General features: G+C 63.1%; 18 protein-coding genes and 2 pseudogenes. 8 read left to right on the forward strand and 12 right to left on the reverse strand.

Annotated features, from left to right (window positions below):
• The first annotated feature begins 90 nt into the window (after window positions 1-90).
• From BN1127_RS13530 to BN1127_RS13540, 3 genes are all read left to right on the forward strand, one after another.
• Window positions 91-1,608 (forward strand): efflux RND transporter periplasmic adaptor subunit, encoded by a 1,518-nt coding sequence (locus BN1127_RS13530; protein WP_005330267.1) that lies wholly within the window; start codon window positions 91-93, stop codon window positions 1,606-1,608.
• Between the two features lie 73 nt (window positions 1,609-1,681).
• The gene (locus tag BN1127_RS13535) at window positions 1,682-4,804 is read left to right on the forward strand and encodes an efflux RND transporter permease subunit (RefSeq protein ID WP_042649822.1); all 3,123 of its coding nucleotides are present in this window, start codon (window positions 1,682-1,684) and stop codon (window positions 4,802-4,804) included.
• A gap of 46 nt (window positions 4,805-4,850) precedes the next feature.
• A complete protein-coding gene (locus tag BN1127_RS13540) occupies window positions 4,851-5,213 on the forward strand; it encodes a copper-binding protein (protein ID WP_041205372.1) in 363 nt (120 codons plus the stop codon).
• 74 nt (window positions 5,214-5,287) lie between these two features.
• Here the strand turns inward: BN1127_RS13540 and BN1127_RS13545 are convergent.
• Window positions 5,288-6,367, reverse strand: a pseudogene (locus tag BN1127_RS13545) (pyridoxal phosphate-dependent decarboxylase family protein); the annotation flags it as partial.
• A 40-nt stretch (window positions 6,368-6,407) separates the two neighbouring features.
• The gene (locus BN1127_RS13550) at window positions 6,408-7,694 is read right to left on the reverse strand and encodes an RNA-guided endonuclease InsQ/TnpB family protein (RefSeq protein ID WP_231557488.1); all 1,287 of its coding nucleotides are present in this window, start codon (window positions 7,692-7,694) and stop codon (window positions 6,408-6,410) included.
• Between BN1127_RS13550 and tnpA the strand changes: the two genes are divergently transcribed.
• Complete coding sequence (gene tnpA, locus BN1127_RS13555; protein ID WP_042649824.1) at window positions 7,635-8,051, forward strand: IS200/IS605 family transposase; 417 nt, start codon at window positions 7,635-7,637, stop codon at window positions 8,049-8,051. The two genes, BN1127_RS13550 and tnpA, sit on opposite strands and share 60 nt — an antisense overlap.
• 70 nt (window positions 8,052-8,121) lie before the next feature.
• Here the strand turns inward: tnpA and BN1127_RS13560 are convergent.
• Both BN1127_RS13560 and BN1127_RS13565 read right to left on the reverse strand, forming a co-directional pair.
• A pseudogene (locus BN1127_RS13560) lies at window positions 8,122-8,739 on the reverse strand (aspartate aminotransferase family protein); the annotation flags it as partial.
• 176 nt (window positions 8,740-8,915) lie between these two features.
• Window positions 8,916-9,929: a lipoate--protein ligase gene (locus tag BN1127_RS13565; protein ID WP_041205367.1), complete on the reverse strand. Its 1,014-nt coding sequence runs from the start codon at window positions 9,927-9,929 to the stop codon at window positions 8,916-8,918.
• Between the two features lie 410 nt (window positions 9,930-10,339).
• On the opposite strand from BN1127_RS13565, the gene BN1127_RS13570 reads away from it, so the two are divergent.
• The gene (locus BN1127_RS13570; protein WP_042649825.1) at window positions 10,340-12,784 is read left to right on the forward strand and encodes a diguanylate cyclase domain-containing protein; all 2,445 of its coding nucleotides are present in this window, start codon (window positions 10,340-10,342) and stop codon (window positions 12,782-12,784) included.
• A gap of 33 nt (window positions 12,785-12,817) precedes the next feature.
• Here the strand turns inward: BN1127_RS13570 and BN1127_RS13575 are convergent, their stop codons facing one another.
• From BN1127_RS13575 to BN1127_RS13595, 5 genes are read right to left on the reverse strand one after another with little or no spacing between them, the layout of a single operon-like run.
• Window positions 12,818-15,976: an efflux RND transporter permease subunit gene (locus tag BN1127_RS13575; RefSeq protein WP_005330282.1), complete on the reverse strand. Its 3,159-nt coding sequence runs from the start codon at window positions 15,974-15,976 to the stop codon at window positions 12,818-12,820.
• Window positions 15,969-16,988 (reverse strand): efflux RND transporter periplasmic adaptor subunit, encoded by a 1,020-nt coding sequence (locus tag BN1127_RS13580; RefSeq protein ID WP_042649826.1) that lies wholly within the window; start codon window positions 16,986-16,988, stop codon window positions 15,969-15,971. Before BN1127_RS13580 ends, BN1127_RS13575 begins: the two co-directional genes overlap by 8 nt.
• Before the next feature lie 39 nt (window positions 16,989-17,027).
• A complete protein-coding gene (locus BN1127_RS13585; protein WP_039039223.1) occupies window positions 17,028-17,474 on the reverse strand; it encodes a YeeE/YedE family protein in 447 nt (148 codons plus the stop codon).
• A gap of 13 nt (window positions 17,475-17,487) precedes the next feature.
• Window positions 17,488-17,901 carry a YeeE/YedE family protein gene (locus BN1127_RS13590; RefSeq protein WP_005330289.1) on the reverse strand — a complete coding sequence of 138 codons (414 nt, stop codon included), beginning with the start codon at window positions 17,899-17,901 and terminating at the stop codon, window positions 17,488-17,490.
• Window positions 17,898-18,212, reverse strand: coding sequence for an ArsR/SmtB family transcription factor (locus BN1127_RS13595; RefSeq protein ID WP_005330298.1), 315 nt, complete (start codon window positions 18,210-18,212; stop codon window positions 17,898-17,900). The genes BN1127_RS13590 and BN1127_RS13595 overlap by 4 nt, the downstream gene beginning before the upstream one ends.
• Window positions 18,213-18,297: 85 nt before the next feature.
• Here BN1127_RS13595 and BN1127_RS13600 point away from each other — a divergent pair, with 85 nt between their 5' ends.
• The 3 genes from BN1127_RS13600 (at window position 18,298) to BN1127_RS13610 (ending at window position 20,204) form a co-directional block, all read left to right on the forward strand.
• Entirely contained in the window at window positions 18,298-18,483 is a 186-nt protein-coding gene (locus BN1127_RS13600) for a YgaP family membrane protein (RefSeq protein ID WP_005330299.1), read from the forward strand.
• 365 nt (window positions 18,484-18,848) lie between these two features.
• Window positions 18,849-19,253, forward strand: coding sequence for a hypothetical protein (locus BN1127_RS13605; protein WP_041205364.1), 405 nt, complete (start codon window positions 18,849-18,851; stop codon window positions 19,251-19,253).
• A gap of 222 nt (window positions 19,254-19,475) precedes the next feature.
• The gene (locus BN1127_RS13610) at window positions 19,476-20,204 is read left to right on the forward strand and encodes an MgtC/SapB family protein (RefSeq protein WP_042649827.1); all 729 of its coding nucleotides are present in this window, start codon (window positions 19,476-19,478) and stop codon (window positions 20,202-20,204) included.
• Between the two features lie 86 nt (window positions 20,205-20,290).
• On the opposite strand, the gene BN1127_RS13615 is transcribed toward BN1127_RS13610, so the two are convergent.
• Genes BN1127_RS13615 through BN1127_RS13625 form a run of 3 tightly spaced genes read right to left on the reverse strand, consistent with a single transcriptional unit; the run spans window position 20,291 to window position 24,108 of the window.
• On the reverse strand, window positions 20,291-21,301 hold the full coding sequence (locus tag BN1127_RS13615; protein ID WP_042649828.1) for a substrate-binding domain-containing protein: 1,011 nt from the start codon (window positions 21,299-21,301) through the stop codon (window positions 20,291-20,293).
• Window positions 21,302-21,328: 27 nt separating this feature from the next.
• Window positions 21,329-22,744: a glycoside hydrolase family 32 protein gene (locus BN1127_RS13620; RefSeq protein ID WP_005330303.1), complete on the reverse strand. Its 1,416-nt coding sequence runs from the start codon at window positions 22,742-22,744 to the stop codon at window positions 21,329-21,331.
• Window positions 22,744-24,108: a sucrose-specific PTS transporter subunit IIBC gene (locus tag BN1127_RS13625; protein ID WP_005330304.1), complete on the reverse strand. Its 1,365-nt coding sequence runs from the start codon at window positions 24,106-24,108 to the stop codon at window positions 22,744-22,746. Before BN1127_RS13625 ends, BN1127_RS13620 begins: the two co-directional genes overlap by 1 nt.
• Between the last annotated feature and the right edge of the window lie 44 nt (window positions 24,109-24,152).

A 24,152-nucleotide genomic window follows, 5' to 3' on the forward strand; every position in this document is an offset into this window, starting at 1 on the left:
ATACGAGAGAAGAAGTACCATGTCATCACCCAAGACGTTCGCACCCTCGTGCGCCCGGCCCTCCCGCCCGCTGTGTGCCGGAGGCCTGTCATGAACAAGACCCTGTTAATGGCCGCGTTGCTGCTCGCCCTCGGCGCCGGTGGCGGCTACTGGGCCGCCAGCCACCTGCCTGGCGATGGCGCCAGCGCCGAGAAGACGCCGCTCTACTGGGTCAACCCCATGGATCCGCGCGACAAGCGCGATGCCCCCGCCAAGGACAACATGGGGATGGACTTCATCCCCGTCTATGAGGAGAAACAGGGTGGCTCGCCGGGCACAGTCACCATCAGCCCCGAGATCCAGCAGAACCTGGGGGTACGGCTCGCCAAGGTGGAGAAACTCCCCATCCACCAGCAGATCGAGACGGTGGGCTACGTCGGCTATGACGAGGACAGGCTGGAGGCGGTCAACGCCCGCATGGCAGGCTGGATCCGCACCCTCGCCATCAAGAGCGAGGGGCAGCAAGTGAGCAAGGGGAGCCTGATTTACGAGCTCTATGCCCCGGATCTGGTCAACGCCCAGCACGAGTATCTGCTCGCTCTCAACACCGCCAACCCCCTGCTGCTGCGCGCCGCCGAGGGCAAGCTCAAGTCCCTGCAGGTGCCGGCGGATCAGATAGCGGCCCTCAAGCGCAGCCGTCAGGTGCAGGAGACGGTGCGCATCTATGCCCCGAGCAGCGGTTATGTCTCCGAGCTGAAAGTGCGCGAAGGCCAGTACGTGGAGCCCGCCGCGGCGCTCTTCAACATCAGCACCCTCAAGCAGGTGTGGGTCAGTGCCGAGGTGTTCGAGCGCCAGGCGGCGCAGCTGAAGGTGGGCGATCCGGTCACCATGACCCTGGACTACGCTCCCGGTCGCAGTTGGCAAGGTAAGGTGGATTACCTCTATCCCACCCTGGATGCCGCCACCCGCACCCTCAAGGTACGGCTGCGCTTTGCCAACCCGGACGAGTTCCTCAAACCCAACATGTTCGCCAAAGTAAACATTCGTACTGGTCAGGGAGAGCCCCGGCTGGTGGTGCCAAGCGAGGCAGTGATCCGCACCGGCAGCCAGGACAGGCTGGTGCTGGCGCTGGGAGATGGCAGCTTCAAGTCGGTGGCCGTTACCCTGGGCCCCCAGTTTGGCGACAAGGTGGCCATCCAGGAGGGGGTTGAAGCGGGGGACAGCATCGTCAGCTCGGCCCAGTTCCTGCTCGATTCCGAATCGGCCATCGATTCGGACTTCCAGCGCATGACGGCGGTGCGCCCCGCTCAGGTGTGGACCCAGGGCGAGGTTGAAAGCATCGATCTCGCCAACCGCACCCTGATGGTCTCCCACCAGCCCATCCCCGAGTGGCAGTGGCCCGCCATGGAGATGGAGTTCACCGTGGCGGACGGGGTCGACATGAGCAAGCTGACCGAGGGTCAGACCCTGCATCTGCAGGTGATGCAGGAGGGAGATGAGTACCGCATCACCACCATCCATCAGGAGAAAGCGCCAGCAAGCGGCGACGCAGCTAAACCCGCGACGGATGAGATGGACAAGATGGAAGGCATGGACCATAGCCAGCACAATATGGGAGCCAAGTCATGATCCCCTCCATCATTCGCGGCTTTGCCAACAACCGCTCTTCACTCTCTGCGCCCAATGAGAAAGGAGTCCAATCATGATTCCTGCCATCATTCGCTGGTCCGTGGGCAACCGCTTTCTGGTGCTGCTGCTGACCGTCATGCTTACCGCCTGGGGGCTCTGGTCGGTCAAGCAGACCCCGGTGGACGCCCTGCCGGATCTCTCCGACGTGCAGGTGATCATCAAGACGGCCTACCCGGGCCAGGCGCCCCAGGTGGTGGAGGATCAGGTGACCTACCCGCTCACCACCGCCATGCTGGCGGTGCCGGGGGCCACCACGGTGCGTGGCTACTCCTTCTTCGGCGACTCCTTCGTCTATGTGCTGTTTGACGACGACACCGACCTCTACTGGGCCCGTGCCCGGGTGCTGGAGTATTTGAGCCAGGTTGCGCCCAACCTGCCCGCCTCCGCCCGCCCCCAGCTCGGCCCCGATGCTACCGGGGTGGGCTGGGTCTACCAGTACGCGCTGGTGGACAGAACCGGCAAGCACGACTTGAGCGAGCTCACGTCGCTGCAGAACTGGTTGCTCAAGTTCGAGCTGCAGACGGTGGACGGCGTCTCCGAGGTCGCCACCGTGGGCGGCATGGTGCGCCAGTATCAGGTGCGGGTCGACCCGGACAAGCTGCGTGCCTACGGCATCCCGCTCTCCCTCATCGAGACCGCCATCCAGCAGGGCAACCAGGAGACCGGCGCCTCCGTCATCGAGATGGCGGAAGCGGAGTACATGGTGCGCTCGAACGGGTACCTCAAGAGCGTGGAGGATCTGAAGCAGATCCCGCTCGGTACCAATGTACGCGGCGCCCCGCTGCTGCTGGGTGACGTGGCGGATGTGGTCACCGGCCCCCAGAGTCGACGCGGCGTCGCCGAGCTTAACGGCGAGGGGGAAGTGGTCGGTGGCATCATCGTCATGCGTTTCGGCGAGAACGCCCAGCACACCATAGACGGGGTCAAGAAACGGCTCGCAGAGCTCAAGAACAGCCTGCCGGAAGGGGTGGAGATCGTCACCGTGTATGACCGCTCGGATCTTATCCAGCGCGCCATCGACAACCTCTCCGGCAAGCTAGTGGAGGAGTTCGCCGTGGTGGTGCTGGTCTGCCTCGCCTTCCTGTTTCACCTGCGCTCATCCCTGGTGGTAGTCATCTCCTTGCCCATCGCCATCCTGACCGCCTTCATCGTGATGCACCTGCAGGGGATCAACGCCAACATCATGTCGCTGGGGGGCATCGCCATCGCCATCGGCGCCATGGTGGACGGTGCCATCGTGATGATCGAGAACGTCCACAAACACATGGAGCGGGAGGCGCTCACCGACAAGAACCGCTGGCGCATCATCACCGAGGCGAGCATAGAGGTGGGGCCCGCCATCTTCTTCTCCCTGCTGATCATCACCATCAGCTTCCTGCCGGTGTTCGCGCTGGAGGCACAGGAGGGGCGGATGTTCCACCCCCTCGCCTACACCAAGACCTACGCCATGGCCGCCGCGGCCGGGCTCGCCATCACGCTGGTGCCGGTGATCATGGGCTACTTCATCCGTGGCAAGGTGCTGGCGGAGCAGGCCAACCCCCTCAACCGCTGGCTGAGCCAGGGCTATGTGCCGCTGCTCAAAGCCGTGCTGGCTCGTCCGAAAACCACTCTGGCCATCGCCGCCGTGGTGACGGTGGCGGGTTTCTGGCCGCTCAAGTACCTGGGTTCCGAGTTCATTCCGCCGCTCGATGAGGGGGACATCATGTATATGCCCACCACCGCGGCCAATATCTCGGTGGGCAAGGTGCGGGAGATTTTGCAGCAGACCGACAAGCTCATTCGCACCGTGCCCGAGGTGCAGAACGTGTTCGGCAAGGCGGGGCGCGCCGAATCGGCCACCGACCCCGCCGATCTGGTGATGATGGAGACCAGCATCCAGCTCAAGCCACGCGACCAATGGCGCCCCGGCATGACCCCGGAGAAGCTCAAGGAGGAGCTTGACTCACTCATCCGCTTCCCCGGTCTCACTAACGCCTGGGTGCCCCCCATCAAGACCCGCATCGACATGCTGGCCACCGGCATCAAGACCCCGGTCGGCATCAAGATAGCGGGGCCCGATCTCAAGGTGATCCAGCAGCTCGGCCAGCAGCTGGAACAGATCGTCGGCAAGGTGGAGGGCGCCTCATCGGTCTACGCCGAGCGGGTGGCCGGTGGCCGCTACGTGAAGGTGGACATCGACCGGCTGAAAGCGGCCCGTTACGGCCTCAATATCGCCGACGTGCAGGCGGTGCTCGCCACCGCGGTGGGCGGCATGGAAGTGGGCCAGACCATCGAGGGGCGCGAGCGTTACCCCATCAACCTGCGCTATCCCCAGAGCTATCGCGATTCGGTGGCGAGCCTCGAGCTGCTGCCGGTGGTCACTCCGAGTGGCGCTCGTATCGCCCTGGCGGACGTGGCGCGGGTCTATATCAGCGACGAAGCCCCCATGCTGCGCAGTGAAAACGCGCGCCTCAACGGCTGGGTCTACGTCGACATTCGTGGCCGCGACATCGGCTCTTTTGTGGCAGAGGCCAAGGCCGAGGTGGACAAGCAGCTGGTGCTGCCAGCGGGCTACGCCCTCACCTGGTCTGGCCAATACGAGTACATGGAGCGGGCCAAGGCCCGCCTCGCCTACGTAGTGCCATTAACCGTCGCCATTATCGTGCTGCTGCTCTATCTGGCGTTTCGCCGCTTCCAGGAGGTGTTGCTCATTCTCACCACCTTGCCGCTGGCGGTGGTGGGGGGGATCTGGACCCTCTGGCTGCTGGACTTCAACCTCTCGGTGGCGGTCGGGGTGGGCTTTATCGCCCTGGCGGGGGTGGCGGTGGAGACCGGCGTCCTGATGCTGGTCTACCTCAACCACGCCTGGGATGACCTCGTGGCCAGCGGCAAGCCGGACCAGGCGGGCCTGCACCGGGCGGTGATCCACGGCGCCGCCCTGCGCCTGCGCCCCAAGATGATGACGGTGGTGACCATTATCGCTGGCCTGTTGCCCATCATGTGGAGCCAAGGCACCGGCTCCGAGGTGATGCAGCGCATCGCCGCCCCCATGATTGGCGGCATGGTGAGCGCCTTAGGTCTGACCCTCTTGGTGCTGCCCGCCGCCTATTACCTGTGGCGCAGCAGCAACCTGCCTGCTTATCAACAATCCGAATGACCCGATTTCCCAACCCTTTTCGACTGAACGATTGAAGGAAAACACCATGAACTACAAGACGCTGACCCTGACATTGCTGCTGGGCCTTGCCACCCACACCAGCCTGCAAGCCGAGGAGATGATGAACCATGCCGGCCACGACATGGGCCAGATGAGCCAGATGGAAGGCATGAACGAGATGGGCGAGATGGCGATGACCCAGGGGGTCATAAGCCGCATCAACGCGGCCAACGGCAAGGTCGGCATCAAGCACGAGGCGATCGACAACCTCAAGATGCCAGCGATGACCATGGTCTTTCGGGTGGCCGATCCGGCTCTGCTCCAGGATCTGAAAGTGGGGGATGCGGTGCGCTTTCACGCCGAGAACCCAGCCGGCAAGCTCACCGTGACAGCCATCCAGAAACAGTAAACAGACTGATTTCAATAAAAGACGGCGGGATCATCCCGCCGTCTTTATTTATGACATCACAACATGTGGCTATTTCAGCCACGAATATGCGCGATAAAGGCGTCGATCTGTTCGCGGCCGCAGGCGGGGTTCATGAAGACCGCCTTCTCGCCGGCGATGTAGGAATACTTGCCTCGCTCGTCGTATTCCGAGTGTGCCACCGCCTCCACCCAGTTGGTGTAGAGCCCTACCTTGCCACGTCCCTTGAACAGGCTGCGGTGGTAGTCGGTGTTGCGCTGCAGGCGCGCCTTGTAGGCGGGATCGCTGGAGCGGGCCAGCTCGAAGGCGAACTCGGCCTCGGGGTCCTGTACCCACTCTGAGTTGTAGATCTTGAAGCCGACACTGGGCCCCTGGTTCTCCTGGGCCACCAGCTTGACGTTGCCGAGCTGGCTTAACCGGAAGCGGAAGTAGTTGGCGTTTTGCAGGCAGTGGGCAAGCACGGTGCGATACCCCTCCACCCCCAGGTAGTTGAGGGCCGCATAGGCACCGAACAGGTCGCTCGCCCCGCGGGAGCACTCGATGGTGGATTGCAGGTGGGTCTGACCCTGGATGTCCCGCTCGAAGTAGGAGAAGTGCTCCGGATCGTTCTCCATCGCCTTGAGATCGTCCTGCTCTTTTATCATCACCAAGCTGGAGGTGTAGGGCACATAGCCCCACTTCTGGAAGTCCACGGTGAAGGAGTCGGCGTATCTGAGCTCGGCGAAGCGGCTCACGTTGCGCTCGATCCCCGCCAGGGTGGCGGCGTTGATGGCGAGCGGGTTGGCGGCAAAGTCGTAGTCCAGGAAGAAGATCATCGACCAGCCGATGGCGGCGTCGACGTGGATGTGGGGCCTGACCGCCACCTCGAACCGCTCGCAGAGGCGATCCCGCAGCTCGACCACGGGTTTGACCCTATCCACCCCGAAGGTGTCGGTGGTGCCCATGGTGAGCATGATGGTGGGCACCACGTGATGAAGGGCGAAGCAGGCGGTCAGGGTACGCTCGAGGTGGTCGAGATCGATGTCGTTGTTCTCGCCCACCTGGATGCGGATGGTCTTGTTCTCGATGTCCACCCCGAGCAGGGAGAGGTTGGTGATGTTGGAGTAGTGGCCGCCCTGGGAGTTGATGATGCGTTGACATCCTCCCCGCCCTAAAGGACGGGGATTCCTACTGCGGTTAGGCGATTACGCCTAATTCGCTTCGGTGGGTTCCTGCTGCTGGCGGCCTTATTGCACCACTCACTTCACAGGCTAACTGGGCGTGTCCCGCCCTTAACACATTGATCGCGCCGACCAGATCGGCGTTTTCTTTAAAACCACACTCCACACATTCGAACGTAGCTTGTGTTTGACGATTATCAGCCGAGATATGCCCGCAACATGGGCACGTTCGGCTGGTGTTCTTCGGCGGCACCGCTATCAAATGCCCGCCATTCCAAGCCAGCTTGTAGTCGAGCTGACGCCGAAACTCGCCCCAGCCTTGATCTAAAATAGCCTTATTCAGGCCCGACTTGGCTCGCACGTTGCGCCCAGGCGTGTCAGTTGTGCCCGCCGCTGACTTGGACATATTTCGCACCTGCAAATCTTCAACACAGACCAGCGCGTGGTTTTTGCTGATGGCGGCCGAGATCTTATGCAAGTAGTCGCGGCGGGCACTGCCGATATGAGTCTGGATGCGCTGAATACGGGCTTTCGCTTTCTTCCAATTGCGGCTGAATCTGACTTTGCGGCTCATCGCCTGCTGCGCTTTGCGCAAGGCTTTTTCGTGAGCCTTGAAACTATTGAGTGGGTCTTTGTGGCTGCCATCTGACAGGGTGACAAAGCGTTTAATCCCCATATCGAGGCCAACAGCTGTGCCTTGATGAACGGGCACATCAACCTCTCGCTCGGTCTGGATAGCGGCATACCACTTACCGCTTAATTGGCTCACGGTAATGTTCTTGATCACCCCGAGCGCATCCCGACTGTTGCGGTAGCGTAGCCAACCCAACTTAGGCAGGAACAGACGGCTATTGGCCTGATCGAGCTTGAAACCTTGCGGATAGCGGAAGCTGTCGGATAAACCCTTCTTTTTGAAGCGAGGGAAATCGGCGCGTTTGGCGAAGAAGTTAGTGTAGGCTCGCTCCAGATCTTTTAGCGTTTGCTGCAAGGGTTGGGATGGCGTTTCGGCAAGCCAAGCGGTTGAGTCTTCCGACTTCCATTGGGTGAGCTGTTTACACAGCTCCGCATAGCCAAGCTTTTTCTCGCCCTGTTCAAAGCGCTCCTGCTGCAACGCCAGCGCCTTGTTGAACACGAAACGGCATGAACCAGCGAAGCGGCGCATTCGCAGCTGTTGCTGGCCGTCTGGCCGAAGTTCATATTTGAAGGCTTGAAGTCGTTGCATGGCTATAATATACTTTGGTCTATGAGCAAAATCAATGACATTAGAACTGGCAGATACTGCGTTTTCTCTATGCATGTTCATTTGGTCTTCGTGACGAAATATCGCAGAAGAGTATTCGACAACGCCGCCATCGACCGCCTTAGAGAGCTGTTCTCCAAGATCTGCGCTGACTTTGAAGCAGAGCTAAAAGAGATGGATGGAGAGGTTGATCATGTTCACCTGCTGGTGAATTACCCGCCAAAAGTGGCAGTATCGGCGCTGGTGAACAGCCTAAAAGGGGCATCCAGTCGGGTGCTGCGAAAAGAGCGGCCAGACATCGCCGCCAAGTTCTACTACAAGGGCATGTTGTGGTCGCCATCTTACTTTGCATCGAGTTGTGGCGGCGCTCCGATAGAGATCATCCGGCAGTACATCGAGCAACAGCAAACACCTCATTAACCATGGAACGGCTACGCCATTCACACCTTATATCCCCGCCATGAATGACGGGGCTTTACGGTGCTTTTGGGTAATCCTGATAGTGGCCTAGCCCCTTGTGCTTGGCCTGTGGCAGGCTCTTGCGGATGCCGAGCAGGTAGCCATAGAGGTTACAAAACGTCCCCCCCTGGGTGAAGATGCCGGTGGCGCGGGCCGGGTCGTAACCCGCCAGCAGCGCTATCTGGCGCACCACCTTCTTCTCCAGCTCCTCGGCCACCCCGGCATACTCGGAGTAGACCAGGTTGGGGTTGGCGAGGATCCCCATCTGGGCGCCGTAGATGGCGGGATCCGCCGACATGGTGATGACGTTCTCGACGCTGGAGGGGTTCTCCCAGTCCTTTGACAAGGCGCCGGCAAACAGCAGCTCGGCCATGGGCTCGCCCGGGGTGCGCATGGTGGCTGGCACCGGCATGGTCTCGCAGAGATCCGCCAGACGGGCGCGGCCATCGGGCCAGGCGTTGAGGCGCGCAGCCGGGGCCAGTCCACGGGCGCGAAACTCGTTGAGGGTGGCAAAACCGGGCTCGCGAAAGACCGGCCAGAGATCGGGGTTGCGCGAGAAGAAGTGGGCTTTGACGGTGGCAAAACGGCGAGCGAATTCGGGGGAGACGGCGTTGACGCCCTCATCTTTCAGATAGACCAAGTGATTCATTTTTATACCATTGATACTGCTGAGGTGCGGTTTTTATACTCCAGTGACACCTCTATCAACAGAGACAATAACTAATGGTCTGCCCTACTTTTTGTCATGTTGGCGCCCTGAGGGGCGCCGCGCCCCCTCTTCCCTCTTTTCCCCTGTTCATCTTGTGATCCTGGTCATGGGCAAGGTCAGCGCAGGGCGGTCAGCAGCCATGCCGAAAACCCTTCCAGCTCGGGGTTGGCCGAAAACGTCGCCCGCCACTGACGCAGCAACTCGTCGATGGCCTCGGGACGATAGGCCACCCCGGGCAGGCGTGCGGCCAGGTCATCCAGGGGCGCAGGGTCCAGGGTGTCGCTGAAAATCTGTGCCCGTCCTATCACCCCCTTCTCCACGTCGAAATGAAGCTCGACCCCGCCCCAGGGGAAGCGCTCCTCCAGCAGGTGGCTGAAGGCGGGAGCATGGCCGAAGTTCCACTCCCAGCTGCGTTGGCGGGCAAAGGTCTCGGCAAAGCCGGGCAGGTCGGGCATCCGCTCGGGGGAGATGTGCTCGGGCGGCACCACCTCACCGTAATGGGCAAAGAAGGCGTCGCACAGGGCCTGCACCACCTGCTCATGACCCAGGCCAGGCAACAGCTCGCCAAGGTTCGCCACCCGGCTTCTCACCGAGCTGATACCCTTGGCCGCCAGCTTCTTGGGGTCGGGATTGAGGTAGTGGGCGAGGCGGCCGAGATCGGCGTCCAGCAGCAGGGTACCGTGGTGAAAGCCGCGATCATGGGTCTCCCGGTAGGCCGAACCCGACACCTTGCGATCCCCGTCCGGGGTCGCCACCAGCAGGTCGTTGCGCCCGGAGGCAAAAGCACTCACGCCGAGTCTGGCGAGGGCATCAATGACGATGGCGGTGGAGACGCTCTTGTCATAGCCGGGCTTGCCCGCCATGAAGGTGAAACAGCTGTTGCCAAGGTCGTGGAACACGGCGCCGCCCCCGCTGCTGCGCCGGGCCAGGGTCACCCCGTCCTCTTCCATGCGGCGGGTGTTGCACTCCTTCCAGGGGTTCTGGGCCCGGCCTATCACCACCGTATTGTCGTTGCGCCACAGGAACAGCACCCGCTGGGCCGGGTCCATCTGGCGAAAGATGCACTCCTCCACCGCGAGGTTGAACAGGGGATCGTGGGAGTCGGAGAGCAGCAGGCGCAAGGAAGACATGACAGGACCTTCTCGGAAAACAGGAAACGGATGACTACCATACCACCCTGAACGAAGGAAGGCGTCCCCCGACCGCCACAGGTCGACACCCGACACGGACAAGAGCATCAACTTCTGATACGACAGGAGAAGATAAGAGGGAATTGCAGAAAACACGCAGTTTGTCATTAACAGGCGAGAAGAGAGGCGGCAGCCATCCCTCCTGGAATGACACCTAATGCCCTTGTCACCGGCCGGTGACGGGTTGACAAGGTTTCAAAATGAGCCGTGACGCCCATTGACGTGATGAATGACACAAAAATGACTTTTAATGCCTCCCGCGCCCCATCTTATTGGGGCTTGCTCCCCTTGCGAATAACAGGAAATTGTTTGACTCTAGCCAGAAGAGCACCTCCCGAGAGAACAGCGGTATGACGGAGTCCGATGCATCTCGCCAGCCTGTACGCTGGCTTCTGCCCTTCTGGGTGATGATTGCCACCCTGACCACGGCTCACCTCAGGGCGGATGAGCGCGTCATCCTGCAACTTCCCTGGCAGCACCAGTTCCAGTTTGCCGGTTACTACGCCGCCATCGCCAAGGGGTTCTACCGGGAGGCCGGCCTGCAGGTCACCCTGCGGGAGGCGGGGCCGGGCACCGACGTCATCAATGAAGTCACCACGGGTCGCGCCCAGTTCGGCATCCGCGGCAGCGATCTGCTGCTGGCCCGGGCAGCAGGCCGCCCTGTGGTGGTGCTCGCCGCCATGTTGCAGCACTCCCCCCTGATGCTCATCACCCTGGAGCGGCCGGATATCCAGACCCCGGGCGATCTGGCCAACAAGCGGCTGATGCTCGAACCCGGCTCCAACGAGCTGCTCACCTACCTGCATCGCTACACCCGCAGCCGGCAGTGGGAGACCCTGCCCTACGAACGGGGGGTCCAGGCACTGCTGAGGGGCCAGGCGGACGTCATCAGCGCCTACAGCACAACCGAGCCCTTCACCCTGCAGCAACAGGGCATTCCCTTCCGGGTGTTCACCCCCCGCGACATCGGTTACGACTTTTACGGAGACAACCTCTTCACCTCGGAGAGTGAGGTCATCAACCAGCAGGAGCGGGTCCAGCGCTTCTTGCAGGCCAGCCTCAAGGGGTGGCGCTATGCCATGGATCATCCCGAGGAGATGATCAACCTGATCCTGGAGCACTACCCCAGCGGGGCCGGGCGCGAGGCGCTCGCCTTCGAGGCCCGTGAAACCCGGGCCCTGATGCAGCCCGACATCATCGAGCCCGGTTACATGCAGCAGGATCGCTGGCAGCAGATCGCCCGCACCTACCAGGAGGCCGGGATGATCAAGGCGGTGCCCAACCTCACCCCCTTTCTCTACAACAGTACCCAGGCGAGCCTTCGTCAGCAGCGCCAACTGCTCGACAGGAGCGTGGCCATCGCCATGCTGATCTCTTTCTCCCTGCTGGCCCTGCTCGGCGTCTTCCTGCACCTCTATCTGCGTCTGCGGGAAGAGGCCAGTGACCGACAGCGGCTCACCCGGGAACTGGCCCAGCGCGAGCAGCACTACCGCTTCGTGGCGGAGAACAGCGGCGACGTGATCTGGACCATGGACACCGACAGCCTGCGTTTTCGTTACATCAGCCCCGCCATCGCGTCCCTGAGCGGCTATGAGCCCGCAGAACTCTTTGCCCTCTCCCTGCGCCAGCTGCTCCCCGATGAGTCCTGGAAACAGCTTCGCGACGGCATCACCGCCTCCCTCGAGGCCTGGCAACGGGGGGATCATGGGCAGACCCGGTGCGTCATCCACTCCCAGCTGCGCCACAAGCAGGGTCATCTGGTGACCATCGAGACGGTCACCACCTTGCACGGCAGCACCAGCACAAGACCGGACGCCATTTTGGGGGTGACCCGGGATGTCACCGAACGTTCGGCCCGGGAGGAGATGATGCGCCGCCTCGCCTTCTATGACCCCCTCACCGGCCTGGCCAACCGCCGCCTGCTGCAACAGCGGCTCAAGGAGACCCTGGAGCAGGCTCCCCAGCAGCCCCTGGCCCTGGTCTTCATCGATCTCGACCACTTCAAACCCATCAATGACACCTTCGGCCACGAAACCGGCGACCTGCTGCTCAAGTTGGTGGCCGAGCGCATGGGGGAGTGCGTCAGAGAAGAAGACCTGGTGGCACGCCTTGGGGGGGACGAATTCGTGATCATGCTGCCCGATACGGATGCCTCGGCCCTCGCGGTCGCCGACAAGCTGCACCACTGCCTGCATCACCCCTTCCAGCTTGAGCAGCAGGCGCTGCGCATCTCCGGCAGCATAGGGGTCGCCCTCTATCCGGATCACGGCACCGACCCCAAGACCCTGATGCACCACGCCGATCAGGCCATGTATCAAGCCAAGCACCATGGCCGGGGCAGGGTCTGCCTGTTTTCCACCGGGCAGGATCCCCTCCCCGGCACCCTGCAATGGCAGCCCGCCCACGCATGCGGCCACCCCCGCATCGATGCGGACCACCGCCAGCTCTACCTGCTGGCCAACCGCTTGCTCGAGCACATGCAGGATCCCGGCATCCATCCCGATGCCTTGCTGGCAGACATGGCGCAGATATTCGAGATGGCGCGCCAGCACTTCCTCCTCGAAGAGCAGGTCCTCGCGCAATATGGCTATGAGGAGCTGGCGGCCCATCGCCAGGAGCACCAGCATCTGCTGAAAAAAGCCGGTCAGCTGATGGCGGCCGCACAGGCGGGCACCCTTGGCAACGACGCCCTGCTCAACTTCATCATCCAGGAGCTGGTCGTGGGTCACATGAGCCAGGCGGATCGCCGTTATTTCCCCCTGATGAAAACCTGCGATGCCCGCGAGGCGGTGTGATGCCAGAAAACAGGGGGCATTGGCCCCCTGTGTTTACCTCTGACTTCGGCGCACAAGCAGGCTGTAGTAGAGCAGCGGGATCACCACCAGGGTGAGCAGGGTGGAAACCAGGATCCCGAAGATCAGGCTGATGGCGAGGCCATTGAAGATGGGGTCATCCAGGATGAAAAGCGCCCCTATCATGGCCGCCAGCGCCGTCAGCATGATGGGTTTGGCTCGCACCTGCGCCGCCTCGATCACCGCCTGCTCGAACGCCATGCCACTCGCACGCTGCTGCTCGATGAAATCCACCAGCAGGATGCTGTTGCGCACGATGATCCCGGCCAGCGCAATCATCCCTATCATCGAGGTGGCGGTGAACTGGGCCCCCAGCAGGGCGTGACCCGGCATCACCCCGATGAGGGTGAGCGGAATGGGGGCCATGATGATGAGCGGCACCAGATAGGAGCGGAACTGGGCCACCACCAGCAGGTAGATGAGGATCATCCCCACCCCATAGGCCAGCCCCATGTCGCGGAAGGTCTCGTAGGTTATCTTCCACTCCCCGTCCCACAAGAGCGCCACCTCCCCCAGCTTATCGGGCTGATGCACGTAATACTGTGGCAGCGAGATGTCGGCACCGGCGGCAAACATGCCGTAGAGCGGGCTGTCGGTATGGCCGCCCATGTCAGCCACCACCATCACCATGGGCTGCATATTCTTGTGCATGAGGTAGCTGGGGGCGACCTCGTCACGACGGCTCACCAGCTCGGAGACCCGCACCAGCTGGCCGCTCAGGCTGCGCACCTTGAGCGCCAGCACACCCGCCAGATCCCGTTTGTCACCGGGGGCCAGCTCGATGCGGATCGGCACCGGATACTTGGCGCCATGCCCCTGCAGCCAGCTGGCATCCTGATAACCCACCCCGCCATTGAGGGTGTTCACCAGATCGCCGAGATCGACCCCGAGCAGGGCCGCCTTGCTGCGATCCACCACCAGCCGCCACTTGGGCTGCGGGTCGGTCAGATAGATATCCACGTCCACCAGATCCGCCGTGGCCACAAAGCGGGCCTGAACGGCGCGAGCGGCTGCCTCACGGGCGGCCTGCGTCGGGCCATACACTTCCGCGACGATGGGTGACCAGACAGGCGGTCCCGGGGGCACCTCCACCACCTTGAGATTGCCCCCTGCCGCACTGGCGATGGCCTGCAAGGGCGCACGCACCGACCGGGCAATCTCGTGACTGCTGCGATCCCGTTCATGCTTGTCCACCAGATTGACCTGGATGTCCCCCACGTTGGCGCCGCTGCGGATGAAGTAGTGGCGCACCAACCCGTTGAAGTTGATGGGGGCGGCGGTGCCGGCGTAGATCTGGTAATCCTTCACCTCGGGCACCCTGGCAAGCTCCCGACCCACCGCCAGCAGGGTGCGCTCGGTCTGCTCCAGGGTCGCCCCCTCCGGCATGTCGAGCACCAGCTGGAATTCCGACTTGTTGTCAAAGGGGAGCATCTTGAGCACCACCCACTGCACCACGGGCATGACGGCCGCCCCCGCCACCAGCAGCAGAATGACCAGCCAGAGCTTATGTCTCGCTCTTTTGGCACCCGCCCCCATCAGGAAAGGGGTCATCAGACGGTGAAAGAGCCCGACTTTGGCCTCCCCGTGGGCGACATGCCCCTCGCGCTTGAGCAGGTGATTGGCCAGCCAGGGGGAGAAGATGAAGGCCACCAGCAGGGAGATGAGCATCCCCATGCTGGCATTGATGGGGATGGGGCTCATGTAGGGGCCCATCAGGCCACTGACGAAGGCCATGGGCAGCAGGGCCGCGATGACGGTCAGGGTCGCCAGTATGGTCGGCCCCCCCACCTCGTCCACCGCGCCCGGAATGAGATCCTTGAGGGACCCCTTGCCCAGGCCGCGATGGCGGTGGATGTTCTCCACCACGACGATGGCGTCATCCACCAGGATGCCGATGGAGAAGATAAGCGCAAAGAGGGACACCCGGTTGAGGGTAAAGCCCCATGCCCAGGAGGCGAACAGGGTCAGTGCGAGGGTGATGACGATGGCGACCCCCACCACCAGCGCCTCGCGCCACCCCATGCTCACCAGCACCAGCAATACCACCGCCGTGGTGGCAAAGATGAGCTTGCCGATGAGGGTGTTGGATTTGGTCTCGGCGGTGACGCCGTAGTCACGGGTCACCGTCACCTCGACGCCAGCCGGGATGAGCCGGTTCCTGAGGCTCTCGACCCGTGCCTCCACCCGCTTGGCCACCTCCACCGCGTTCTGCCCCGGCTGCTTGCCGATGGCCAGGGTCACCGCCGGGTAGCTGGCTTGCCCCTGCCCCATCCAGCTTCGCTGGACCGGGGTCTCTTCCCCAAGCCCCACCCGGGCCACCTCACCGAGATAGACGGGCTTGCCGTCGTGCAACCCCACCACCAGCTCGCGGGCCTCCTGCTCGCTTTGCAGGAACTGCCCCACCTGCACCTTGATTTCCCGGTTATCCTGCACCACGGCCTGCTCGCTGCCCACCCGGTTGGCGGCCGCAAGTCGCTGGCTCAGCTCGCCCCAGCTGATGCCATGGGCGCTGAGGGCCACCGGGTCCGGTATCACCCGCAGCACGGTGCGCTGGCCCCCCAGGCTGTAGATGTCCCGGGTACCGGGAATGCGCTTGAGTTCGGTCTCCAGCTCATGGGCGACCCGGGTCAGATCGGGGGCCCCCAATTGCTTGCTCCAGAGGGTCAGACTGACGATGGGAACATCATCGATCCCCCGGGGTTTTACCAGTGGCTGACCCACCCCCAGCCCCTGGGGCAGCCAGTCTCGATGGGAGTCGAGCTGGTTGTTGAGATCCACGATGGCCTGCTCCCGGCTCACGCCCACCTTGAACACCACCACCAGCAGGGCACCATCGGGTTGGGAGAAGGAGTAGAGGGTATCTATCCCCTTTATCTGGGAGACCACCTGCTCGGCAGGGGTGGTGACGAGGGATTCCACCTCTGCCGGGCTGGCCCCCGGGAAGGGAATGTAGACGTCGGCGAAGGTGACATCGATCTGGGGCTCCTCCTCCTTGGGGGTCACCAGCACGGCAAAGAGGCCGAGCAAGAGCCCCACCAGCGCCAGCAGCGGGGTGATGGCCGAGCCCTGAAACAGGGCCGCCAGCCGACCCGCCGGCCCCAGGTGGCCATGGTTGCCGTTCAGCTCGCTACTCATGGGACACCTCCTGTTGACGGGTCCAGGCATCGGGGGCCAGGGTGTCACCGCCCTTGAGACCCGCCAGGACCTCGCACAGCCCAGCCTCGCAGTGGCCGACCCGCACCGGGGTCAGGGCCCAGCCCTCCCCCTCTTTGAGGTAGACGCCGTTGAACTCCCCCTGCCGCAGCAGGGAGGGCTCCGGCACTTGCAACACCTGACGCTCACCCTGTTTGAGCTGCACCTTGAGCCACATACCGGGCAGCCCCCCTGTCGTGTTCGGCGGCAGATCGAGGCGCAACCGGAAACTGTGGCTCTGGCTGTCGGCGTAGTTGAAGCGGGTCAGCTTGACGGGAGCCACGGCCTTGCCACCGGGCAGCAGCACCTGCACATCCGACGGCTGGCCGGCGAGAGCCAGTGCGGACTGGGGCAGCTCCAGCTCCACCCTCAGCTCGCCAAGGGAGAAACCGGATAGCAGCGGCGTACCGGGGGCCACCGTCTCCCCCAGCTCCACCAGCCGCTTGGTCACCACCCCGGCGTAGGGGGCGAGGATACGGGTATAGCCGTAGGCTTCCCGGGCCTGGATGAGGGCGGCCTCGGCGGCATTGACCTCGGCGCGGGCGGCCCGATCCGTTGCCTGGGCGTTGTCGAGCTGGGCCCGGGTGATCACCCCCTTGGCGATGAGGGCCTGATAACGGGTGAGCTGGCGCTCGGCCTCCACCTGCTGGGCCTGGGCCCTGGCCACCCGCGCCTCGGCGCCGGTCACGGCGGCAGACTGCTCCTTGCCGCTTATCTCGAGCAGGGGCTGCCCGGCCTGTACCTCGTCGTTCACATCCACCAGCATGCGGGAGACGCGGCCACTGGTCTGGGCCGCGACCGTCCCCTGATGAATGGCGCTCACGGTACCGCTCAAAGTGAGCCAGTCGGTGACGCGCTGCGGGGTCAGCGTCAGCGCCCCCTTGGCCTCCTCGGGCACCACCAGGGGGGATGTCATGACCAGCAGGGTGGTCACCAGCAACCGGATTGTGTTCATCATGATTCTCCTTCCCTGGCTCATTGGCACCTTGAAAACTCAGGCAATACGGTGCTGGCGAGCCTTCTCCAGCACCCTGTTCCAGACCTTGTCCACCAGCAGGATCCCGGCCGCCATGGCCCCGATGAACAACAATATCATGGGCTGTCCGCTGGAAATGAGACTCAAGGCAGGCCCTGGACAGATGCCGACCAGGCCCCAACCGATCCCGAACAGTGCGGCCCCGCCAATCAGGCGGCGATCCAGCACGGGAGCGGGAACCCGGGCCATGGGTTCCCCCAGCAGGCTCAGACGACGGGGTTTCACCAGCAGGAAGTAGCCCGGCATGAAGACAGCCAGGGCCCCTCCCATCACGAAGGCCAGGCTGGGATCCCAGGCACCGGCCAGATCGAGAAACCCGGTGACCCGCGCCGGATCCATCATCCCGGAGAGGGCCATTCCCAGCCCGAACAGCAGACCCGCAAACACACTTGTCAGCAATTTCATGGCAATCAACCCGTCAAAACATGTGGTGAGTAAAGAACACGGTCGCCACGCCCATCCCCATAAAGGTGAGCGTCGCCACCACGGAGCGCGTCGACAGCCGCCCCATGCCGCAGATGCCGTGACCGCTGGTGCAGCCATTGCCAAGGCGGGTGCCGATGCCCACCAGCAGGCCGGACAGCAGCACCACGGGCCAGCCGGGCAAGGCATCAAAGGCGGGCATGGTGGCCCAACCCAGGGTCAGCGCCAGCCAGGCCCCCAGTCCCAATCCCAGCAGAAACAGCACCCGCCAGGGCGTCTTGTACTGCATTGCACCGGCCAGAATGCCGCTGATCCCGGCCACCCGGCCGTTGAACAACATCAGGATCAGGGCCGAGAGCCCCGCCAGCATGCCGCCCCCCAACGAGAGCAGCCATTGGCTTTCCATCATCGAATTTCCTCATCTGAGTGACAAAAATGGGTTTGCAGCGCCGCCAGCACATCGGCCGCCGCCTCGCTCACCAGGGAGTAGTAGATCTGCTGGGAGACTTTGCGCGAGCGGATAAGGCCCTGGCGCTTCAATACCGACAGTTGCTGGGAGAAGGCCGACTGCCCGAGCTGGCTGTGGGCCAGCAGCTCCCCGACCCCCTTCTCCCCTTCCACCAGCTGGCAGAGCACCATCAGGCGTACGGGATGAGCCAGCGCCTTGAGCAGGCCGGCGGCGGCTGTCGCATGTCGGTTCATCTCGTCGAAGTGGCTCATAAGATTAAATTAGCAATTGCTGATATTTGTTCTATTGTATAAAACAACTCTAAATTAGCAATCACTAAACAAAAGGAGACGAGAAATGACCGTCGATAACGGAGTCAGAGTGGTCGCGGGTGGCATGTTGCTGCTGTCGCTGCTGCTCACGGCCTGGGTCCACCCGGGCTTTGTCTGGTTGAGCGTCTTTGTCGGGGTCAACCTGATACAGAGTGCGTTCACCGGCTTCTGCCCCGCCGCCATGATCCTGAAGCGCATGGGCATGAAATAGCCTAGACCGGACGATGAAAACGAGGGAGCTATGGCTCCCTCGTGGTAAAACCCCATTTTGTTTCAATATGTTGCTGTCAGAGCCCCAAGGTTTACCCCAGTTGCCACATCGGCTACCATATCGCCTCTTTATCACTAGCGGAGACCATCGGTGGGCAACTCATCAAGTGACAGATGCACGCCGACCCTCATCGTCGGCACCTCGGTCGCGAGCTAGCCGCAGAGTCCCTCTGCCGCAACTCGCAACCCTGCGAGAAGCGGAAATCCACTCCCCTCTTCTCTTTTTACACTTGACGTCGGGTGACCCTGGCCAACCGCCACGGGCGCCTTGCCTGCATAGTTTCTGCTTCCCACAAGGAGGCTGCTATGCGTTTTATCTCAATCAAACCGGCTGCGGATCGCGCGGTCGCAACAGGTTCCGTTGCTACCCGGGCTCATCCCCTGCTGAGCAAGCTCGGCCTTGGCATGCTGCCGCGCTGGCTGGGCGGCAAACCGCGCCAGCACCACTACCGGCTGCAGATCCGCTGCGAGGATCGCGCCGATATGGAGCAGGTGCTGGAGATGGTGAGCCACACCCTGCAACCGGCCGGGCTGCACCCCATGCAGTCCATGACACCGGGTCGCAGTGGCGGGCGTGAGCTGGTGCTCAACCTCCAGTGCACCCCGCCCCAGCGCCGCTATCTGGTGCAATTTGTCCATCAGGTCGGGGCAGACCATCCGGTACGCTGGGAACTGCGTCCGCGCCGCGACGGCGATCCCGAGCGCACCTGACGGCGCTCACCTTGCCCACGCAGTAATCCGGGTCATCGGCACTATCGGGGGCCGGCCAGGCAGGCTCCCTTCCCCCTTGGCATGCCCGGAGCCAGAACCGCGTCCCAGCGTGCATTTTTCATGCAGGCCTATCGCACGCACATCCTTGCGATTCATCCGCCATCTCACCTGGCGTGCCATCATGGATTGCGCGAGGCCATCACTGATCAGAAGGAGTACCTCATGAGAATGTGGCAACAACTCGATTTTCTCGCCCTGCTCGACACCCTGGCCAGCCTGTTGCTCGCCTTCGTGCTGGGCAGCCTGGTCGGACTGGAGCGTCAGTACCGACAGCGTACCGCCGGCCTTCGCACCAACGTGCTGGTCGCCGTGGGAGCGGCCCTGTTCGTCAACCTGGCCCAACGCATCTATGACCTGTACGGCGGCAGCTACGGAGTGGTGCACGTGGTGGCCTACATCGTCTCCGGCATCGGCTTTCTCGGTGCCGGCGTCATCATGCGCGAATCGGGCAACATCCGCGGCATCAACACCGCCGCCACCCTGTGGGGCGTGGCGGCGGTCGGGGCGGCCAGCGGCGCCGGATTCGCCATGGAGGCGGTGCTCGGCGCCCTGTTCGTGCTGGCCGCCAACACCCTGCTGCGTCCTCTGGTCAATCAGATCAACCGTCATCCGGTGGACAATACCGACACCGAGGTGACTTACCGCGTCACGGCGCTGATCCGCCGCACTCATCAGAAGGAGGTGCTGCCCTGGCTTGAGCAGAAGCTGGAACAGGCCAACTACCCCCTGAGCGAGCTGGATATCGAGCCGTTCGGGGACCAGGACATCGAGATCTCGGCGGTGCTGCTCGCCACCTCCATCGACGGCGACGAGCTGGACGCCTTGATGAAGACGCTGGGAGAGCATCCCCGCATCAAGCAGATCTTCTGGCGCGCCAGCACCACGGATTGAAGGGTGCAGGCCCGCCATGTCGGCCAACAAAAAGCCCCGCCAGGATTGGCGGGGCTTTTCCATATCGGACTGACGAGCCGGCGTGACTAGCGGCGACTGCGCCAGCGCACCCGGGGGGTGATCACCTGGGCGGTCTGCGCAGGAGGGTTACCCGCAATCAGCTGCTGCATCAGTTCGAAGGCAGCGCGGGCCAGCGCCGGACAATCCTGGGCCACCGAGTCGATGCGCATGGGAATGCAGTCAAGCAGGTCGTGATCGTCGAAGGTACAGAGCCGCATCCCCGTCTCCATCAATCCCGCCTCGTTGAGGTAGCGCAGCACCCCTTCCAGCAGGGTGAAGGAGGCGGTGAAGAGCCCGCGGGGCGGTGCACCGAGCTCGGCCACCAGCTCGGCCATCAGCTGATAACCTGAGCTCGGCTGATAGTCTCTATGGCGCACCCGGGCCGGGTCTGCCTCCAGCCCGGCGCGGTGAAGCCCCAGCTCATAGCCCGCCAGCCGATGGCGGCTGGGGGAGAGATCCAGCAGGCCGCCAAAGTAGTAGATCTCGGCGTCGCACTCGCTCGCCATGTCCCGCACCAGTTCGGCGGTGGCCTTGCAGGCATCCGAGATCACCATGGGCAGGCGCGACTCCCCGATGTGACGGTCGAGCTGTACCACCGGCAGGCGGTCGTGAATGCGGGCATAGATGTCATCGCTGTGGCCGCTGGAGGCAACAATCAGCCCATCCACCTGACGGCTGATCAGGTTGTCCACCACCCGCTGCTCGAGGGCGGGATCATCCTCGGAGCAGGCGATCAACAGCTGGATGCCCGCCTCCCGGCAGTGGGCCTCGAGGGCGCGCGCTATGCTGGCAAACCCGAAGTTGGTGAGATCGGGGATCACCAAGCCCCAGGTGTAACTGCGGGTCTCGCGCAGGGAGCGGGCGTGAAAGCTCGGCAGGTAGTGACACTCGTCCGCCACCGCCTGAATGCGCTTGCGGGTATCGTCGGCGATCCGGTACTCCGCACTCTTGCCGTTGAGCACCAGACTGGCGGTCGCCTTGGACACCCCCGCCAGTTCGGCTATCTGGGCAATCGTGATCCGTTTCTTCTTCTCCACCTGGCCTCCCGGCTGACTAGAACCGGGCTATTGTACTAGGCAGGCCGCCAGCGGCCAGTAATCAAGGCAAATTTTGCAGCCATCATCGCCGTTACCCGATGAAAGTTGCGGCTTTTCTCCGGGGAAGTAGCGCGCAGACAGGCTCTGGCGACCGTCATCGATGAAGCACTCCAGACTGGAGCGATCGCACAGCACGGTGATCCGCCCGCCAGCCCATGGGCTGCTGCGGGTCTCCCACTCCCCGTTCTGCCAGTTCTGGCGCCGCAAATTGATACGCCCCGGCTGCCACACCAGTTCGGCCACGGCGCCAAACCAGAGGCTACCCTCCCCGCACAGATCCAGATCGAGCCAGGCCGAGTCGATGGCAAGGCCCGGAAATTCGCCGAGCGTCCCCTCGAAGCGGGTCTGCTCTCCCTTGAGCGCCTCAAGCTCCGCCACCGGCCGCTGGCAGAGCCACTCATCCTGCCAGAACAGCTCCCTCGGGCAGCTCATCTGGTGGATCCAGCCATAGGGGATGGTGGGCTGGCTCATCTCGTTCTCCTCCGGCAGCCCCAGCCAGCCGAACAAGAGGCGACGCCCCTGACTGTCTTGGGTGGTTTGCGGCGCATAGAACTCGAAGCCCCTGTCCAGCTCGTGGAAAGCCCCGTGGGCGAAGTGCGTGCCATCGAAGCTGCCCGCCAGCCAGCCGCACTGGTAGAGGTTGCGATAATCCTCGCCCATAGGGGCAATCCCCTGCGGGCAGCTGATCAGCACATGGCACTCACCAAGCGCAAACAGATCCGGGCACTCCCACATATAACCAAACTCACCGAGGCCGCAGCGCCCGCTGCCGGCGATGGGGCCCACCAGCGTCCAGGCATCCAGCGCATCGCCGCGATAGAGCAGCACCTCGCCCTTGTCGTCCAGGGTGCGCGCACCCAGCACCATCAGCCACTGCTGGCCGTCGTGCCACACTTTGGGGTCTCGCACATGGCCGCTGTAGCCTTGCGGCAAATCCAGCACAGACCCCAGTTTGGCAAAACCGCCCTCACCGTCGGCGCGGGCCAGACATTGATAGGCTGTGCGGCTGCCATCCGGGTATTTGACGTTGCCGGTGTAGATGAGGGTCAGGCGCCCCTGCTCGTCGCTGACCGCCGAGCCGGAATAGCAGCCGTGGCTCTCATAGGCTTCGGTGGGCAACAGCGCCACCGGCTCGTGCTGCCAATGCAGCAGATCGGTGGAGCTGACGTGGCCCCAGCCCTTGTTGCGATGCTCGCAACCAAGCGGATTCCACTGGTAGAAGAGGTGATAACGCCCGTCGTGCTCGATAAAGCCGTTGGGATCGTTGAGCAGCCCCACTGGGGCTGCCAGGTGCCAGCGGGGCCGATGGGGATCGGCCGCCGCCTTGAGCTGTCCGGCCAGCAGTGACCGGACAACCTGGTTGAGAAAATGGCTTTCCTTCATCACTCCACCTTGTACTTGAGCAGGTAGGAGGCGGCGAAGGCGGCGCCAAAGGCGATCACCAGCCCGATGACGTAGTGGATGAGGCTCATGGGCTGGACGATGGCCATGCCGGGGATGCCAGTCAGACCCACCGCCGTCATGCCCACCTTGGCGGCCACCACGTAGGCACCGCCGCAGGCCCCGCCGAACAGGCCGGCGAGGAAGGGCTTGATGTAGCGCAGGTTGACGCCGAAGATCGCCGCCTCCGTAATGCCGAGCAGGCAGGACATAGCCGCTGGCACGGTAATGGCCTTGATCTTCACGTCGCGGGTCTTGAAGTAGACAGCCAGGCAGGCCCCGCCCTGGGCCACGTTGGCCATGGCCCAGATAGGCAGCAGGAAGTTGACGCCTATGGCCGGATTGGTGAGCAGCCCCGCCTCGATAGCGTGGAAGCTGTGATGGATGCCGGTGATGACAATCAGCGAATAAGTTCCGCCAAACACCAGCCCCGCCAGCCAGCCTGCCTGCTCATAGAGGGCGCTCAGACCGAAGGAGATGCCATCCCCCAACACGCGCCCGGCGGGGCCGATGAAGAGCAGCGCCACGAAGCCGGTGATGATGACGGTCAAGAACGGGGTGAGGATCAGATCCAGGGCGTCCGGAATGCGCTTGCGCAGCTGTTTCTCCAGGTGCGACATGAACCAGACCGCCAGCAGCACCGGGAAGACGGTGCCCTGATAGCCGATCATGGCCACATCCAGGCCGAAGAAGTCCATGGTCTTGAAGCCGCCCGCCACGCCCCAGGCGTTGGTCAGGGCCGGGTGGGTCAGAATGCCCCCCAGCGTTGCCCCGAGGTAGGGGTTGCCGCCAAACTCCCGCGCCGCGGTAAAGCCGATCAGGATCGGCAAAATGATGAAGGCCGCCGAGCTGAACATGTCGAGCATGACGAACAGCGCGCTGTCGGCATTGACCCAGCCGTAGGTGCGCACCATGCCGAGCAGCCCCATCAGCAGACCCGAGGCGACGATGGCTGGAATGATGGGGACGAAGATGTTGGAGAGCGTCCGCGCCAGGCGCTGGGCCACGTTGAGCTTGGCCGTCGCCATGTCGGTCAACTCCGCCTTGCTGGCGGTGCCTGTACCGGTCAACGCCACAAACTCCGCATAGACCTTGTTGACCAGGCCAGTGCCGAAGATCACCTGGATTTGACCCGCGTTGCTGAAGCACCCCTTGACCCCGTCCAGCTTGTCGATGGCGGCCTTGTTCACCTTGCTGTCGTCCGCCAGCACCAGCCGCAGCCGGGTGGCGCAGTGGGCGGCACTGACGATGTTCTCACTGCCCCCGAGCAGGGGCACCAGATCCTTGGCTATCGCACTGATATTCATATTATTCCTCTTATGACCCGCCAGTTGGCGGGCCCTTGTCATAT

This window comes from Aeromonas media (assembly GCF_000819985.1).
GTDB classification, from domain to species: domain Bacteria; phylum Pseudomonadota; class Gammaproteobacteria; order Enterobacterales; family Aeromonadaceae; genus Aeromonas; species Aeromonas media.